The sequence below is a fragment of the Flavobacterium lipolyticum genome (assembly GCF_020905335.1).
Taxonomy (GTDB): domain Bacteria; phylum Bacteroidota; class Bacteroidia; order Flavobacteriales; family Flavobacteriaceae; genus Flavobacterium; species Flavobacterium lipolyticum.
Window position 1 is genome coordinate 776,458 of record NZ_JAJJMN010000001.1, and the last position, 16,270, is coordinate 792,727.

A 16,270-nucleotide genomic window follows, 5' to 3' on the forward strand; every position below is an offset into this window, starting at 1 on the left:
TAATCGATTATTTGTTTAATCGTTTAACCGAATAATCGATTAAACAAATCAACTTTTTTATAGTCTTTGACTCATATTTTTAACCATCATTTCTTTCCATGGTCTGAAATCGCCTGCTAAGATATGTTTTCTGGCTTCACGAACCAACCACATGTAAAAACCAAGATTGTGAATAGTCGCAATTTGTTTTCCTAAATACTCATTAGCCGCAAATAAGTGACGTAAATACGCTTTTGTGTATTCTGTATCCACAAAAGTATGTCCCATTTCATCGATTGGAGAAAAGTCAGCTTCCCACTTTTTATTCTTGATGTTGATGGTTCCGTTTGCTGTAAACAACATACCGTTTCTGGCATTACGGGTTGGCATTACACAATCGAACATATCGATTCCTAAAGCAATATTTTCTAAAATATTAATCGGAGTTCCAACCCCCATTAAATAACGTGGTTTGTCCTCCGGTAAAATTTCGCAAACTACTTCGGTCATGGCATACATTTCTTCTGCAGGTTCTCCTACAGACAAACCTCCAATTGCATTTCCTTGTTGTCCTGCATTGGCAATATATTCTGCCGACTGACGACGTAAATCTTTATAAGTACTTCCCTGAACAATTGGAAAAAATGTTTGCTCGTATCCATATTTATAAGGCACTTTATCCAAGTGATTGATACAACGATCTAACCAGCGGTGGGTCATGTGCATCGAACGCTGTGCATATCTGTAATCACATGGGTATGGCGTACATTCATCAAAAGCCATAATAATATCGGCCCCAATAGTACGTTGAATTTCCATTACGCTTTCCGGCGAAAAAAAGTGGTACGAACCATCAATATGAGATTTGAACTTTACTCCTTCTTCCTTAATTTTTCTGTTATTAGAAAGAGAGTACACCTGATATCCTCCAGAATCTGTTAAAATATTACGATCCCAATTCATAAATTTATGCAATCCACCTGCTTTCTCCAAAATTTCGGTCTGCGGACGTAAATACAAATGATAGGTATTTCCAAGAATAATATCCGGATTGATATCGTCTTTAAGTTCTCGCTGATGCACTCCTTTTACAGAAGCCACCGTCCCAACTGGCATAAAAATAGGCGTTTCGATTACACCGTGATCTGTAGTAATACTTCCCGCTCTTGCTTTAGATTGCGGATCTCTTTGTAATAAATCAAACTTCATCTGTTTCTTTTTTCAGTCGGCAAAGATAAGCTAATTTCAGGGAAAATTAATTAGATAATTTGGCAATTAGAAAATTAGATCATTTAGATGTTGGATTACTGGATTGTTAGATTACTGGATTGTTAGATTATTGGATTGTTAGATTGTTGGATTGTTGGATTGTTGGATAGTCTGATTATTTAGACAACTTTATTTTTAATGCGAAAGAAACCTGAAACTTGAAACTTTTAAGACTGAAACCTGAAACTTAAAACTTAAAACCTGAAACCTGAAACCTGAAACTTGAAACTTGAAACTTGAAACTTGAAACTTGAAACTTGAAACCTGAAACTTGAAATTTTTAAGCCTGAAACTTGAAACCTGAAACCTGAAACCTAAAACTTGAAACCTAAAACGTGAAACCTAAAACTTAAAACCATAATACACATTTATCATGAAAAAAATCTAAATTTGATAAAACAGAAAATCCTCTTAATCTCCTCTATACAAAAAGACAACTAAAAAATGAACCTAGCACAAAAACTTGGATATCCTGAAAACACTAAACTATTAATTATTCATGCTGATGATGCTGGTCTGTCTCATTCTGAAAATCAGGCGACCATAAAAACACTGCAAAATGGCTTTGTAAACTCTTACAGCATAATGGTTCCCTGTCCATGGTTTTTCGAAATGGCTAATTTTGCCAAAGACAATCCACAGTACGATTGTGGTATTCACCTCACCTTAACCTGCGAGTGGGAGTATTACAAATTTGGTCCGGTCCTTCCGCTTTCTGAGGTTTCAAGTTTAACTGATCAAAATGGTCATTTCTACAAAAACAGAACTGATTTTAGAAATAATGCCAAACTTCCTGAAATCAGGAAAGAACTTACTGCTCAAATCGAAAAAGCTTTACAATTTGGAATACAGCCTACCCATCTTGATTCACACATGTGCAGCGTGGGTGTAACTCCTGAAATTTTAGAAATCTATAAAGAACTCGGAAAACAATATAATCTTCCGGTTTTCATTAACAAACAATTTGTTGAATCCATCAGTTTATCTAACGAAAAATACCATTTTGAAGACACTCTTCTCGCTGATCATTTATTGATTGGATATTTTTCGGACTTTGAAAAAGGAGAATTAAGGAAATCATACTCCAAGGCGCTGGACAATGTTATTCCGGGATTAAATGTATTTCTGCTTCACCCTGCTTTTGACGATTTCGAAATGCAGGGCATCACCCTAAATCATCCCAATTTTGGTTCGGCCTGGCGACAAATTGACTTTGACTTTTTCACCAGTGAAGACTGCGGGGCAAAGCTGAAAGAAAATAACATTCAACTAGTGACCTGGCGAGAGATTGCATCAATTAGATAATTTGACAATTAGCCCATTCCCCTTTGAAATCATGGCCTTGCCTTTTTTGGGCTTTACAAAACCAAAACAACCCATTTTTTCTCCATATTGACACAAAAAAGTGGGATAATTTCATCATTAGCGCAAACTAAACCGGAAAATCATTTGTCTCCCCGCAAAATAAAAATTACTTTTGCACCAGTTTAACTTTTACACATAAAATGAAGCCTAACACACAACAATTAAGCGATTTAACTATCCAAGTAAGAAGAGATATTCTTCGCATGGTACATGCTGTCAACTCAGGTCACCCAGGTGGTTCATTAGGTTGTACTGAATTTTTGGTAACACTGTACCAAAACATTATGGAACGTAAAGAAGGTTTTGATATGGACGGAATCGGAGAAGACATCTTCTTCCTTTCAAACGGACATATTTCTCCTGTTTTTTATAGCGTATTAGCACGTAGCGGTTATTTCCCTGTTTCAGAGCTTGCTACTTTCAGATTACTAAACTCTCGTTTGCAAGGACATCCAACAACTCATGAAGGATTACCTGGAATTCGCATGGCTTCTGGTTCACTAGGACAAGGTTTATCTGTAGCTATTGGTGCAGCACAGGCAAAAAAATTAAATGGTGACAATCATTTAATTTACAGCTTACACGGAGATGGTGAATTACAAGAAGGTCAAAACTGGGAAGCGATCATGTATGCTTCTGCTAAAAAAGTAGACAACCTTATTGCAACTGTAGACGTTAACGGGAAACAAATTGACGGAACAACTGACGAAGTTTTAGCAATGGGAAGCCTTCGTGCAAAATTTGAAGCTTTTGACTGGGACGTTCTTGAAATTAAAGAAGGAAACAACATAGAAGCTATTATTGCAGGTTTAAACGATGCGAAATCAAAAACCGGAAAAGGAAAACCAGTTTGCATTTTGCTATATACAGAAATGGGTAACGGAGTTGATTTTATGATGCACACACATGCATGGCACGGTAAAGCACCAAACAACGATCAGTTGGCAAGTGCTCTGGCTCAAAACACATCAACTTTAGCAGACTATTAAAAACAGCTTTAAGCCTTAAGCAGTAAGCTTTATGCCTATTGCCTACAGCCTATCGCGTACAGCAAAAAAACAAAAATGAAAAAATATACAAATACAGGAAGTAAAGATACTCGTTCGGGTTTTGGAGCGGGAATGACTGAACTAGGTCAAAAAAACGAAAATGTTGTGGCATTATGTGCTGATTTAATTGGATCATTAAAATTTGATGATTTCAAAAAAAATCACCCGGAACGTTTCTTTCAAATCGGAATCGCTGAAGCGAATATGATTGGAATCGCTGCAGGTTTAACTATTGGAGGAAAAATTCCTTTTACAGGAACTTTTGCTAACTTCTCCACAGGAAGAGTTTACGACCAAATTCGTCAATCAGTTGCTTATTCTGATAAAAACGTAAAAATTTGTGCTTCTCACGCCGGTTTAACACTAGGTGAAGACGGAGCAACACACCAAATCCTTGAAGATATTGGATTAATGAAAATGTTGCCAGGAATGACTGTAATCAATACTTGTGATTACAATCAGACTAAAGCTGCTACTTTAGCATTAGCAGATCATCACGGACCGGCTTACTTACGTTTCGGTCGTCCGGTAGTTCCTAACTTCACTCCTGCTGATGAGCCTTTCGTAATTGGAAAAGCAATTTTACTAAACGAAGGAACTGACGTAACTATCGTTGCAACAGGACACTTAGTTTGGGAGGCACTTATCGCCGCTGAAGCCCTTGAAGCAAAAGGAATTTCTGCTGAAGTAATCAACATCCACACGATCAAACCTCTTGACGAAGAAGCTATTCTAAAATCATTGGCTAAAACAAAATGTGTGGTAACTGCCGAAGAGCACAACATCCTTGGAGGCCTTGGAGAAAGCGTTTCAAGAGTATTAGCTCTAAACAATCCTGCACCGCAAGAATTTGTTGCTGTTAACGACAGTTTTGGTGAATCCGGAACTCCGGAACAACTAATGGAAAAATACAAACTAAACAATCAGGCGATCGTTGAAGCTGTAGAAAGAGTAATCAAAAGAAAATAATCATTTCATTTTCTTACTTAATAAAAAGACCCCGAAAAGCAATTTTCGGGGTCTTTTGTTTTGATCCTACCTCTAGAAAAAAAGAACACTAAACATAGAACACCCATAAGCCTCCATATATATTCCATGAAACACTAAGCTTTCTTTTTCTCTACATTAAAAAAACACCCTCCATCTACAGCATCTACGAGAAACAAACTTTTTAAAACTCTGTCAATCTAAAAGCTCAAATCCCCTCATCTGTCAACCATAAAAAAACCCCGAAATCACTTTCGAGGTTCTACATTTTAATATGACTTAAAACTTAATTTTGTTTATATGGATAAGTATTATCCAAATGAATCCTTTTTCTACCTGGTGTCGTATAATCTGCAGGAACAAATTTTTTGGGATTTGTTATAGATTCCGGCTTACTAGGATCAGTAAGAGCCCCACTTGGCCTGCTCGGTATTCCCCAAGTCTCAGACTCATCAATATTAGGTGTAGATGGATTATCTAAAATTGGATCATACGGATAATACTTACTCAAACCAGAATATGGAGCGTCAGTAGGTTTAGTAACTTCAAATCGAGTCGTAAAACCATCTCCATCATCGTCCTGATCTAAGAAATCCGGAATTCCGTCTTTATCAGTATCATCCAAATTTTCAGGAGCTTTAGGATACAACGTTGTGTTTCTGTAATCATAAACATAACCATCTCCGTTAAGATCTTCCTGATAATCAAAAACCCCATCTGGATTCTCAATCAAAACACCCGCACTGGAATAACCATTGTTTTCGTGATCTAATCTTTTAAAATCATACAATTTAACTGTAAAAATTAAAGGCGCATAAGCAGGTATTGAGCCTGATGAAGGCGGATTTGCATAATATCCTAATCCCGAAGGAATAAACAATACTCCAGCACCAAAGTCCTTATAACTCATAGTTCCATCAGCATTCGCTTTACTTGTCCCTTTTTTAAATTGAGGAAAAACTTCACTCCATCCCATAATTGCACTATACAAATCCACAATATTATTTACATATACAACTTGCTCAAAGAATGTAGTGGTTAACTTCTCGGGATCCGTAGCTGTTTTCTCAACTCGCTTTAAATACTCCCCTTTATAAGCTGCTACTACACCGTCTGTATTCATTGGCGATATACCAGTTCCTTCTCTCAAGACCAAATAATACATTTTATATTTTATTCCATGCAAATCCACATTTCTAGTTAACAACTTAGGAAACGTAGCACTATTTAAATAAGACATGATTGAAGGCTGCGTCGCAGGATCAGTAATCTTCGTAAATGTAACATCCTGATCTGTTAAATCTCCAGGCTTATCAACTACCGTAATATAATTTGTCTTTAAATATTCCTCAATATTTGCATTATCAATATTAAATTGTTCCTGATAATCTTTTAAAGGAGCCACCACCACTTCATCATCATCCTTTTTATTACAAGAAACAAACGAAATACCTGCAAGCAATAAAATAAAATAATATTTAAATTTATTCATTATTGTTAATTTTTTAGGTGCGCAAGATACAATATTGATTTATTTTTGTAAAGATTTTAACTTCGATTTTAGAAAAATTATGAGAATAGACAAATACCTCTGGTGTGTACGATATTACAAGACCAGAAACATGGTTACGGAAGCCTGCAAAAAGAACCATATCACTGTAAATGGGCAGGTTGCCAAACCATCCAAAGAGGTTTTTCCAACCGACAGAATTACTTTTAGAAAAGATCAGATTACACAAATTATAACTGTACTCGACATCCCTGAAAGCCGTGTTGGAGCAAAATTGGTTGACATATACCGAAAAAACGAAACTCCGCCTGAAACATATGCTCATCTGGAATTACTAAAACTATCCAAAGAACATTATCGCAAAAGCGGTACCGGAAGACCTACCAAAAAAGACCGTCGTGATATTGACGAATACGGCAACGAAATATTTGATGAGGAAGAAGAAGTTTAAATTAATTATATTAGCAAAAAAAATAAATCATGAGCAAAAATATCATTTTAACCAATCAGGAAATCGAACACAAAATAAAACGTATCGCTTATCAGATATACGAAACTTTTGTGGATGAAGACGAAGTCGTAATTGCAGGAATTGCTTCGAATGGTTCTGTTTTTGCTCAAAAGCTTGCTTTGTCCTTAACCCGCATTTCAACACTTAAAGTTTCTCTTTGCGAAGTTAAAATCGACAAACAAAATCCACAATCACCTATCTACACCTCATTAACCAAAGAAGAATACGAAAACAAAGGTCTGGTTTTAGTAGATGACGTTTTAAATTCAGGTACTACTTTAATCTATGCTGTCCGTCATTTCTTAGATGTTCCGCTTAAGAAATTCAAGACAGCAGTATTGGTTGACAGAAACCATAAGAAGTATCCGGTAAAAGCCGATTTCAAAGGAATCTCTTTGTCTACTTCTTTATTAGAACATGTACAGGTTGTTTTTGATGATAACGGCGACAACTATGCCTTCTTAAGCTAAAACAGCTAAAATATCCTGAACCGTTTCTTCGACAGTTTTATCATCAACCGTAACCTTATATTGGGCCTGGTTGTAATAAAAGCTTCTGTCGAACAAATGTTTCGCGATAAATTCTTTCATTTCCTCTTCATTCATTTCAGCAATTAAAGGACGCTTGCTTTTATTGTGAACCAATCTTCCGTATAAAGTTTCGATAGAAGCCTTTAAATAGATTGAAATGACATCTTTCCCTTTTAATAATTCATGATTATTGGCATAACAAGGTGTTCCCCCTCCTAAACCTATTATACTTCTTTCAGGAGACCGGAGCAATTCTACAAACATTTCATGTTCTAATTTTCTAAAATAAATCTCTCCCTGTTTCTCGAAAATCTCCTTTATTGATAAATTAGCTCTCTCTTCGATGCATTTGTCCAAATCCAGAAATGGAATATTTGTAATTTTTGACATATTTTGGGCAATCGTTGACTTACCGCACCCCATATATCCTAACAATATAATTTTTTTCATTTTAATAATACCTTATAAACTAAGAGGTTGTAAATTTTACTTAAAAAAAGACAAATTTATAATAAATAAGCTTGGAAATAATAAAAAAAACTTCTTATATTTGCACCCGCGTTCAAGAAACGAATATGACTCGATAGCTCAGTTGGTAGAGCACATCACTTTTAATGATGGGGTCCTGGGTTCGAGCCCCAGTCGGGTCACAAATTGTGACTCACAATACAAGTTTCTTGACAGCATTGACTCGATAGCTCAGTCGGTAGAGCACATCACTTTTAATGATGGGGTCCTGGGTTCGAGCCCCAGTCGGGTCACAAAGGTCGAGTATTAATTTACTTGACCTTTTTTAATTTTCGGCCATGTGGAGAAACGGTAGACTCGCCATCTTGAGGGGGTGGTGCTCGCAAGGGCGTGAGGGTTCAAATCCCTCCATGGTCACTTTAAATTAAAAAGCCTGCAAAAAATTATTTTGCAGGCTTTTTTTTTCGATAATTACGTCTTGTTAATCCCTTTAGAAACAATCACAAAACGATCCTAAATTATCGCTTCTTTTTATTTCGTCCCCACCATATCAAAAAACCACTCACCGGAAGTAACGCACAGAACAAAGAAATAAATGTCGCCAATACTTTTGTAGGAAAACCATAAATACTCCCCGTGTGAATAGCATAATTACTATTCCTCCATTTTGCCCCAAGGGTTTTATCGTTTTGAGTTACCGTAAAATAATTTTCAGCCGAAAGACTATTATAAGTATAACTATCAGATTCATCCCAACCTGAATTCCCTTCATGTTTAACATAAGTAGTAACCGGAACCGCTTCCTTAGAAGATTTCTCAGGCAAAGACAAACCAACAGAAATCCACTCAGATGTCTTAAACCTAGAATCCCTAACAATATACTCTAAGGGATCTTTTACCTGTACAACCTCCTTATTGGAGATTTCAGGAACCTTAGCCCATACCTTTTCCGGATCGTTCCCTAAAAGCCTGTATATCCCATTCGTCCACCAGTCAAAAGTCCAAACTAAACCGGTAATAGCAAAAATCAGAATGAATATAAAAGTATAAATCCCTCCTATGTTGTGAATATCATAGTTTTTACGCTTCCACCTAGTGGTATTTTTCCATTTAAACCATATCCTTTGTTTCAATGCTGCTTTATTTTTAGGCCACCACAAATAAATACCAGTTAAGACCAGAATAAAAATAAACACAGTTGAAAATCCCACAATATAATGTCCTACCTCGTAGGTCAACAATAGATTCTGATGGAGCAGCCTCATATTAGATATCCAGTCGTACCTTAAATCAACTTCACCTAATTCTTTCCCCGTATATTGATCTATATAAATACTACTATAATTTGCGTAATCAGAAGCAGCCGTCCAATGCGGCTTAGTATTCTCTTCATAACTTGTAAAAACATAGGACTTTTTCGGGTCTTTACTAATCTCCACATAATCAGCAAGTGGATGTTTTTTCTGAACAATCACCATAAGACTATCCAATGGTAAAACCACCTCTTTTACTTCAGGTACAAATAATTTTTCTTTATGATACCATGAAGACAATTCTTTTTCCCATACATAAATACTGGCTGCCAACATACTTACAAATACAACAAGTCCACACATAAGCCCAAGCCATAGATGTATTTTATTTAATACTTTTCTCATCTAAATTATTCCAAAAATTAAAAATTAACCTCAACACTAAAAAGAAAACCACCTGATACGTCGATAAAATTTCCCTGATAACTATATTCTCACCTAAGCATTACGTGTCAAAATATGACTCGAAGTGATTGCAAAACTACTCAGCAACACCCCCTCATTCTTCTCATGTTTTTTTTTTACCAAAAGTAAATTATTTTAATTTGTTCCAAATAAAATATACAAATAATATTAAAACAACATCAGCACTTCATATATTTGCATTCACTAAGAAATACCAGTAAAACACACAAACAAAACACACTTCCCCTTAACCCTTCATCATCATACCCAAAACAGAAATACAATATTTAAAAAAACAAAAAAACTACCAATATTCAATTCCAAACAGATCAACAAAACACTGATTTGCTGATACTTTTTTTTAAAAAAAATCTTTTATCTGAGATATTTTCTCTAGGGTTTTGTAAGTTTTTTAACAATACTCATTTTCAATACTCTCTGGACTCATTTCGAATTTTAAGATTTTTTTAATTTAAAATTAATTATATCTTAAGATTTACTTAATTTTTCAAAACAAAACACCTATTTTTTAGTTATTCTTTTTTTTATTTAGAATAATTAAAAATAATTTGCTAAACACAATTGTTGGGATTAATTTTGCGTCAAAATCTAATTCCAAATAATTCAAACTAATGCAGATAAAAAGAATTGCAACCTTGTTGTTGATCATGATTTGTTCAATTCAGGGTTTCGCACAAAAAGGCAAGGTAGTATTAAGCGGTGTCGTTTTAGCAAATAATGGTAAACCTGCCGAAGGTGTTTCGGTAGTATTAAAAGGAACACCTTATTCTGCATTAACAAATGAATACGGTCAATACGAAATTACTGCGGAGTCAGGAAATTATGTACTACAAATAAGCTATGTAGGTTTTAAATCCAAACAAATTAAGATCAACATAGACGAATCAAACAAAAAGCTTACCGATGTAATTATTGAAGAAGACACCGCTTCTTTAGACGAGGTCAAAGTAACCGGAAAATCGAAGGAAGAACGTGCACGCGAACAAGCTTTTAACATGAACGCTATTGAACTTAAGAAACTCTACAATACATCTGCAGATTTAAATCAGGTTCTAAATCGTACTTCAGGGATTCGAATCAGAGAAACAAGTGGTTTAGGAGGTGATTTCAACTTTTCTGTAAACGGATTATCCGGCAAACAAATCAAGTTTTTTATTGACGGGATTCCGATGGAAAACTTCGGAAGCACCATGTCTTTAAACAATATACCAATAAACTTAGCCGAACGTATCGAAGTCTACAAAGGTGTAGTCCCGGTTTCTCTGGGAGCAGATGCTTTAGGAGGTGCGGTAAATATTGTCACCAACCAAAATATAAATACTTTTCTGGATGCAAGTTACAGCTACGGATCATTTAACACCCACAGAACCGCTTTATCAAGCAGATACACCAGCAAGAAAAGCGGATTTACAATTGGCGTAAATGGCTTTTACAATTTTTCGGATAACAATTACATCATGAAAAATATCACTCTATCTGGAGAAAGCACTCCTCGCAACTTCAGAAGATTTAATGATGGTTTTGAATCCACTATGGTACAGGTTGAAACTGGTTTTAGAAATAAAAAATGGGCAGATATTTTCCTTATCGGATTTCAATATGCCAACCGCTATAAAGAACGTCAGACTGGTGCTGATCAGGAAATTGTTTTTGGAAAAGTACATTCCTCAGGCGATTTTATTCTGCCAAGCATAAAATACAGAAAAGACCATTTTTTAATCAATGGGTTAAGCGCTAATTTGTATGCCTCTTATGCAATTGACAAAAGCACAAATATCGATACCTCCATCAATAAGTATGACTGGAATGGCGAAGTAATTGATACTCATCCAAATTTTGGAGAGCAGGGATCATTTCAAATATTTAAGTACGAGAATAAATTTGCAATTGTCCGGGCAAACTTTGGCTATAAATTGAATGATAATAATGTATTCAGCTTCAATTACAATTTAAGCAACAGTACCCGAAAAGGAATAAATCATTATAATTTAAACAATCAGGAGTCGAACGCCTTAGACGTACCTAACAAATTAAACAAATCAATTGCAGGATTGGGTTGGGAAAATCAGGCCTTTAATAATCGATTAAGCACCTCTGTATTTGTAAAAAATTATCGATTGCATACCTATATCCGAGAAGCGGTATTTTATAATTCTACAGGTTACAAAAAAGAAGAATCAGAACTTACCAATAATTATTTTGGATATGGGACTGCTTTGAGATACAAATTCAATGACAACAGTGGTATTAAGGCTTCTTTCGAACACACGTACAGGATTCCGGAAGTTGAAGAATTATTAGGTGACGGTATAAACATACTCGCAAATCCAAAATTAAAACCTGAAAGCAGCGATAATTTTAATCTTGGAGCTTACTATAAATTCATATTACAGGACAACCACTCTATTGCAATTGAAGCAAATGGCTTTATAAGAAAGGCTCAGGATTTTATTCTTTTACTACCCGGAGGCATTTTCTCTAATTACAACAATGTCGGCAAAGTAGATATCACAGGTATTGATACTGATATAAAATACAACTACAAAACCCTTAACGCTTCATTTAACGCAAGTTATAATAATTCTACAAATAAAGACAAAGCCTCTTCTGCCTATTTAGACAGACTACCAAATCAACCTTGGCTTTTTGCCAACGGAAGTCTGGGATATGGAAAAGAAAACTGGCTAGGAAAAGACACCAAAATTCAATTTGACTGGTACTCTCAATATATTCACTGGTTTTATCTAACATGGCCAAGCAAAGCTTTCGAAGCTGGCAAAAGCAGAATCCCAACCCAGTTTATTCAAAATGCAAGCATAAGCTATTCCTTAAAAAACGGAACTTATAATATAGCATTAGACTGTACAAACATTTTTGACACAGAAGCCTATGATAATTACAAGTTACAAAAAGCCGGAAGAGGTTTCTATATAAAGCTAAGATATTTCATTAAATAATAAATCAAATAAAAATTAACTTAAACAACTAATAATGAATACTAAATTAAAATTTCTAGGTCTATTAAGCATTGCATTGATAGGTTTTTCATCTTGTAGCAATGATGACAAAAAAGAAACTGATGCAACTACAACCGGAGAAGAATTTGTTTTTTCAGGAGGCGTAAATAATCCATCGGCAAATTATATGCTTACAGCAGGAACATTAGCCACCGGTTTTACATCTGCTAATGGAAATGGTGCAGAAATAACCGGAAACGGAAGACTATTCAAAAATGGATTTTACTATAAAATAGCCAGCGGAAAACTTTCTAAATACAAATTTGAAAAAAACTTATTGACTTTGTCAAAAGAAATAACATTAGCCGGTAACGCTTTATGGTCATACTGGTTAAATGACAACACCCTTATTGTATGGAACGGAACAACATCTGCACCAAATGCTGATCTCACATACAACATTGTCAACACAGATGATTTATCGGTAGCAAAATCAGGAACTTTAACAGTTACAGGATTACAGGCTACAGATAAAGCTATTTACCTTTCAGGATGTGTTTTAAACAATGGCAAACTATATTTACCTTATACGGTATACCACTCCGGATGGACCAGTACTTCTGTAGCTTACCTGGCTTCTGTAGATTACCCTTCTATGAGCAATTTAAAGATTGACACGGACAACCGTTCCGGTGCTTTAGGTACATTTTCTACTTTAATGGGAGGTACAATAAAATACAATAATGACCTTTACATTATTACTGATTGTGGTGATCGCTGGGGATCAGTTGCTGATAAACCAAGTGCTATTTTCAAAGTAAGCAACGGCTCAACAGAAATTAATGCCGATTACTTTTTTGATTTATCAACCAGCAGCAATGGGAACAAAGAATTCTACGGTCTTTACGATTTAGGAAACGGAAAAGGGATAACTCGTTTAGGAAAAAAAGAGGTTCTTTTAACTTTTGATGATTACAACGCTTCGGACGTATTTGAGTATTATGTTGTTGACGTAGTTTCCAAAACTAAAACAAAATTAAATTTACCTTTAAGCCAATATGTAAGTGCTTCACCTGTTCTGGTTGAAAATGGCAAAGCTTATATTTTAGTATCATCTAAAGCAAACGGAAATTTTGTTTACACCTATGATATCAATTCCGGCAGCTTAACTAAAGGTATCGAAGTTAAAGGATTAGATTATGTAAACTGGATCTCAAGATTAAACAAATAAAGCTTTACGGGTGAGGTTCCTAAAACAGGTTAAACGAATTAAACTGCCCTCTCATCAAAAACTAAAAGCCTGCAAAATAGATATTTTGCAGGCTTTTTCATATCACGTATTTCCATTTCTCTCTTACATAAAGAAATTGGTTTTACATCTGATTTAAAGACAACACTCTATACTATTACCTTAAAAAGTATAAAATTGTTTAATTAAACGGCGGAAGTCCTGTAACAATCAAATAAAAACACAGTATTAGTTTTATTTGAATTTTAAGATTTATTCCCTTACAAAAGAACAAAACTTCATATTAGCCACTGATTAAAAACCTTTTATCCTCTCCAAAAAATCGTTTAAATTATACGTCATTATCGTTAGTAAAAAGAAAAACACGTCAAAAAGCATTTACCTTTCTTCTCTTACAACCTCTTTATCAGATCATTAATTCTTTATTAAATTTTACTTCAAAGAAGGTAGGATATATCCAAAATAACTTCTTATATTTGCACCCGCGTTCAAGAAACGAATATGACTCGATAGCTCAGTTGGTAGAGCACATCACTTTTAATGATGGGGTCCTGGGTTCGAGCCCCAGTCGGGTCACAAACTGTGATTCACAATACAAGTTTCTTGAAAGCAATGACTCGATAGCTCAGTCGGTAGAGCACATCACTTTTAATGATGGGGTCCTGGGTTCGAGCCCCAGTCGGGTCACAAAAGGTCAAGTATTCATTTACTTGACCTTTTTTATTTCTAAGCCTTACCTTAAAACAGCAGACTCTATTGTGGCAAACTAAACCCCAAAATTTACAATCCATTAAAGTCACTCCCTATTACAACCTTGAAATCAATAAATCCGGATTTGAAGTCAGAAAACTTAACAGAAGATCGAATGTTTTAAATACCTTTGAACTATAAACCTACCAAAACGACCAAAACAAATTAAACAAAGCACAACCTTAAATCATCTACTTTTCGAAAATCTAATGAAATTCTATTTTTCGCTGCTGCTTATTTTTGTTTTTCCGTATTTCTGCACTGCACAGATTGACACAACTTACATCAAACCTTTTGAAAATAAAGCTTCCGTAAGAACCTATTTATCGATGAAATTCATTTCACTGCAACAGGAAACAGAAGGAGATATGAAAAGATTCATGCCCAATACTCCCATGAGCTTAGGTTTTGGTGTTTCTGTAAAAAATACCATAATCGATTTTAGTTACGGTTACGGACTAAGTTTCCTGAAAGACAAAGAAAAAGGAAGAACCAAAGCACTCGATTTTCAGATTCATAACTACGGAAGAAAATTCATAATTGATCTTTTCATTCAAAAATACCACGGTTTCTATACGGAGGATGATGCTGACAAAAACATACAATTATACCCTGATCTCAAAATCCAGCAATATGGCGCTTTTGGACAATATGTTTTTAACAACAAAAAATTCTCCTATAAAGCGGCCTTTGTTCAAAACGAAAGACAATTAAAATCAGCCGGAAGCTTCCTGCTTGGCGGAGGAGTTTATTTTTCGAAAATAGGCTCTGATAGCTCTTTTGTACACAAATCTAAAAATTCACTGCGCAATTTTCAATTTGGAATTAGCGGAGGTTATGCGTACACCTGGGCCATTAGCAAAAGATGGTTTACCAGCGGATCAGTAACCATAGGTGCAAATGTTGGCACCGAAAGAATAAATGATTTCGGAAAACAAAAGATCGAAATTTACCCCACATTTTTTCCCAGAATTGCCTTAGGCTATAACAAAGAGAGATGGTCACTCGGCCTGTCCTATCTCAATAATTCAACATTCTCTGCTTTCTCCGACAATAACAAAAACAACATTAGCTTGTCTTCTGGAAATTTCCAGATTGGCGCCATCTGGAGATTAAACACGAGCCCCTTTTTAAGCAAGAAGAAACCAGAATAAAATACTGATCCTTCTCTTCGCAAAAAAAATAATAAATATTTGACAAAAGCACTTCTCTTACAAAACAAAACTTCCTTAAATTCGTTTCCTAAATTATTAACCTACTAACTAATCCCAAATTGGTTTATGAAAAAATTTCTATTAGTATCATTTGTTATGATCACCTGCTCTACCTGGGCACAATCTGCAACCGGCTATTTTGACAAAGCCCTTAAAAAAGCTGAAGCCGGCAATACAAAAGGAGCGATTGCCGATTATACAAAAGCCATCAGCATGAATTCAAAATTTGTAGAGGCCTATCAAAATCGCGGTGTTGCCAAACTAAAACTCAACGACCTTAAAGGCGCCCTTGCTGATTTTAGCAAAACCATTGACCTGGACAGCATGAATGCCGACGCCTTTACCGGAAGAGCAAACGTAAACTACAAGTTAACGAATTTTAAAGAAACCGTTGCAGACTGCACCTCATCTCTGGGTTTAAATCCAAAAGATTATATCGCTTACAACCTGAGAGGCTTGGCTTATAACAAAATCGGAGATCAGAAAAATGCCTGCAAAGATTTTACAAAAGCAATAGAATTAGGCAGTCAAAGCGCTATCAAAAACAAATCAACTTTTTGCAAATAGAGTTAAAATCTTATCGCAATAAAAACAAAAGCAATCTGTAGTATTTCTATTTACAGATTGCTTTTTCTTTACAGCCCATTTCCTCATCTCACAGATATTTTTACATTTGTTGTTAAATCCAATCTG

At 35.2% G+C, this 16,270-nt stretch carries 13 protein-coding genes and 5 tRNA genes; 14 read left to right on the top strand and 4 right to left on the bottom strand.

The genetic code is table 11. The features are described from left to right. Positions 1–57 precede the first annotated feature (57 nt). Positions 58–1,188, bottom strand: coding sequence for a tRNA guanosine(34) transglycosylase Tgt (gene tgt, locus LNQ34_RS03375; protein WP_017498446.1), 1,131 nt, complete (start codon positions 1,186–1,188; stop codon positions 58–60). 504 nt (positions 1,189–1,692) lie between these two features. Between tgt and LNQ34_RS03380 the strand changes: the two genes are divergently transcribed. The 3 genes from LNQ34_RS03380 to LNQ34_RS03390 all read left to right on the top strand — a co-directional run bounded on the left by LNQ34_RS03380 (position 1,693) and on the right by LNQ34_RS03390 (position 4,631). Then, on the top strand, positions 1,693–2,553 hold the full coding sequence (locus LNQ34_RS03380; RefSeq protein WP_229998653.1) for a polysaccharide deacetylase family protein: 861 nt from the start codon (positions 1,693–1,695) through the stop codon (positions 2,551–2,553). 200 nt (positions 2,554–2,753) lie between these two features. Further along, positions 2,754–3,602 carry a transketolase gene (locus LNQ34_RS03385; RefSeq protein WP_229998654.1) on the top strand — a complete coding sequence of 283 codons (849 nt, stop codon included), beginning with the start codon at positions 2,754–2,756 and terminating at the stop codon, positions 3,600–3,602. 75 nt (positions 3,603–3,677) lie between these two features. Continuing rightward, the gene (locus LNQ34_RS03390) at positions 3,678–4,631 is read left to right on the top strand and encodes a transketolase family protein (RefSeq protein WP_017498449.1); all 954 of its coding nucleotides are present in this window, start codon (positions 3,678–3,680) and stop codon (positions 4,629–4,631) included. Positions 4,632–4,935: 304 nt separating this feature from the next. On the opposite strand, the gene bamM is transcribed toward LNQ34_RS03390, so the two are convergent. Then, positions 4,936–6,141, bottom strand: a complete 1,206-nt coding sequence (bamM, locus tag LNQ34_RS03395; protein WP_229998655.1) for a BamM family beta-barrel-assembly machinery protein — start codon at positions 6,139–6,141, stop codon at positions 4,936–4,938. A 79-nt stretch (positions 6,142–6,220) separates the two neighbouring features. Between bamM and LNQ34_RS03400 the strand changes: the two genes are divergently transcribed. Both LNQ34_RS03400 and LNQ34_RS03405 read left to right on the top strand, forming a co-directional pair. Further along, entirely contained in the window at positions 6,221–6,610 is a 390-nt protein-coding gene (locus tag LNQ34_RS03400) for an RNA-binding S4 domain-containing protein (protein WP_202703884.1), read from the top strand. Between the two features lie 29 nt (positions 6,611–6,639). Beyond that, positions 6,640–7,140, top strand: coding sequence for a phosphoribosyltransferase domain-containing protein (locus LNQ34_RS03405; protein ID WP_202703885.1), 501 nt, complete (start codon positions 6,640–6,642; stop codon positions 7,138–7,140). Here LNQ34_RS03405 and LNQ34_RS03410 read toward each other — a convergent pair. Continuing rightward, positions 7,132–7,650 carry a shikimate kinase gene (locus LNQ34_RS03410; RefSeq protein ID WP_229998656.1) on the bottom strand — a complete coding sequence of 173 codons (519 nt, stop codon included), beginning with the start codon at positions 7,648–7,650 and terminating at the stop codon, positions 7,132–7,134. The two genes, LNQ34_RS03405 and LNQ34_RS03410, sit on opposite strands and share 9 nt — an antisense overlap. Positions 7,651–7,777: 127 nt before the next feature. Between LNQ34_RS03410 and LNQ34_RS03415 the strand changes: the two genes are divergently transcribed. From LNQ34_RS03415 to LNQ34_RS03425, 3 genes are all read left to right on the top strand, one after another. After that, a tRNA-Lys gene (locus LNQ34_RS03415) sits at positions 7,778–7,850 on the top strand. Positions 7,851–7,888: 38 nt separating this feature from the next. Continuing rightward, positions 7,889–7,961 (top strand) — tRNA-Lys (locus LNQ34_RS03420). Between the two features lie 41 nt (positions 7,962–8,002). Further along, positions 8,003–8,085 (top strand) — tRNA-Leu (locus tag LNQ34_RS03425). A gap of 101 nt (positions 8,086–8,186) precedes the next feature. On the opposite strand, the gene LNQ34_RS03430 is transcribed toward LNQ34_RS03425, so the two are convergent. Then, positions 8,187–9,326 carry a PepSY-associated TM helix domain-containing protein gene (locus tag LNQ34_RS03430; RefSeq protein ID WP_229998657.1) on the bottom strand — a complete coding sequence of 380 codons (1,140 nt, stop codon included), beginning with the start codon at positions 9,324–9,326 and terminating at the stop codon, positions 8,187–8,189. A 692-nt stretch (positions 9,327–10,018) separates the two neighbouring features. Between LNQ34_RS03430 and LNQ34_RS03435 the strand changes: the two genes are divergently transcribed. The 6 genes from LNQ34_RS03435 (at position 10,019) to LNQ34_RS03460 (ending at position 16,144) form a co-directional block, all read left to right on the top strand. Then, the gene (locus tag LNQ34_RS03435) at positions 10,019–12,364 is read left to right on the top strand and encodes a TonB-dependent receptor (RefSeq protein ID WP_229998658.1); all 2,346 of its coding nucleotides are present in this window, start codon (positions 10,019–10,021) and stop codon (positions 12,362–12,364) included. A gap of 34 nt (positions 12,365–12,398) precedes the next feature. After that, positions 12,399–13,595 (top strand): DUF4374 domain-containing protein, encoded by a 1,197-nt coding sequence (locus LNQ34_RS03440; RefSeq protein ID WP_202702935.1) that lies wholly within the window; start codon positions 12,399–12,401, stop codon positions 13,593–13,595. Between the two features lie 521 nt (positions 13,596–14,116). Next, a tRNA-Lys gene (locus LNQ34_RS03445) sits at positions 14,117–14,189 on the top strand. Positions 14,190–14,227: 38 nt separating this feature from the next. Continuing rightward, a tRNA-Lys gene (locus LNQ34_RS03450) sits at positions 14,228–14,300 on the top strand. Positions 14,301–14,572: 272 nt separating this feature from the next. Beyond that, positions 14,573–15,517, top strand: a complete 945-nt coding sequence (locus tag LNQ34_RS03455) for a DUF4421 family protein (RefSeq protein ID WP_229998659.1) — start codon at positions 14,573–14,575, stop codon at positions 15,515–15,517. Between the two features lie 126 nt (positions 15,518–15,643). Next, positions 15,644–16,144 carry a tetratricopeptide repeat protein gene (locus LNQ34_RS03460; protein WP_026110192.1) on the top strand — a complete coding sequence of 167 codons (501 nt, stop codon included), beginning with the start codon at positions 15,644–15,646 and terminating at the stop codon, positions 16,142–16,144. The last annotated feature ends 126 nt before the right edge of the window (positions 16,145–16,270 follow it).

Coding starts and splice junctions, on each gene's coding strand:
- tgt (WP_017498446.1), bottom strand. CDS start 1,188: ATGAAGTTTGATTTATTACAAAGAGATCCGCAATCTAAAGCAAGAGCG.
- LNQ34_RS03380 (WP_229998653.1), top strand. CDS start 1,693: ATGAACCTAGCACAAAAACTTGGATATCCTGAAAACACTAAACTATTA.
- LNQ34_RS03385 (WP_229998654.1), top strand. CDS start 2,754: ATGAAGCCTAACACACAACAATTAAGCGATTTAACTATCCAAGTAAGA.
- LNQ34_RS03390 (WP_017498449.1), top strand. CDS start 3,678: ATGAAAAAATATACAAATACAGGAAGTAAAGATACTCGTTCGGGTTTT.
- bamM (WP_229998655.1), bottom strand. CDS start 6,141: ATGAATAAATTTAAATATTATTTTATTTTATTGCTTGCAGGTATTTCG.
- LNQ34_RS03400 (WP_202703884.1), top strand. CDS start 6,221: ATGAGAATAGACAAATACCTCTGGTGTGTACGATATTACAAGACCAGA.
- LNQ34_RS03405 (WP_202703885.1), top strand. CDS start 6,640: ATGAGCAAAAATATCATTTTAACCAATCAGGAAATCGAACACAAAATA.
- LNQ34_RS03410 (WP_229998656.1), bottom strand. CDS start 7,650: ATGAAAAAAATTATATTGTTAGGATATATGGGGTGCGGTAAGTCAACG.
- LNQ34_RS03430 (WP_229998657.1), bottom strand. CDS start 9,326: ATGAGAAAAGTATTAAATAAAATACATCTATGGCTTGGGCTTATGTGT.
- LNQ34_RS03435 (WP_229998658.1), top strand. CDS start 10,019: ATGCAGATAAAAAGAATTGCAACCTTGTTGTTGATCATGATTTGTTCA.
- LNQ34_RS03440 (WP_202702935.1), top strand. CDS start 12,399: ATGAATACTAAATTAAAATTTCTAGGTCTATTAAGCATTGCATTGATA.
- LNQ34_RS03455 (WP_229998659.1), top strand. CDS start 14,573: ATGAAATTCTATTTTTCGCTGCTGCTTATTTTTGTTTTTCCGTATTTC.
- LNQ34_RS03460 (WP_026110192.1), top strand. CDS start 15,644: ATGAAAAAATTTCTATTAGTATCATTTGTTATGATCACCTGCTCTACC.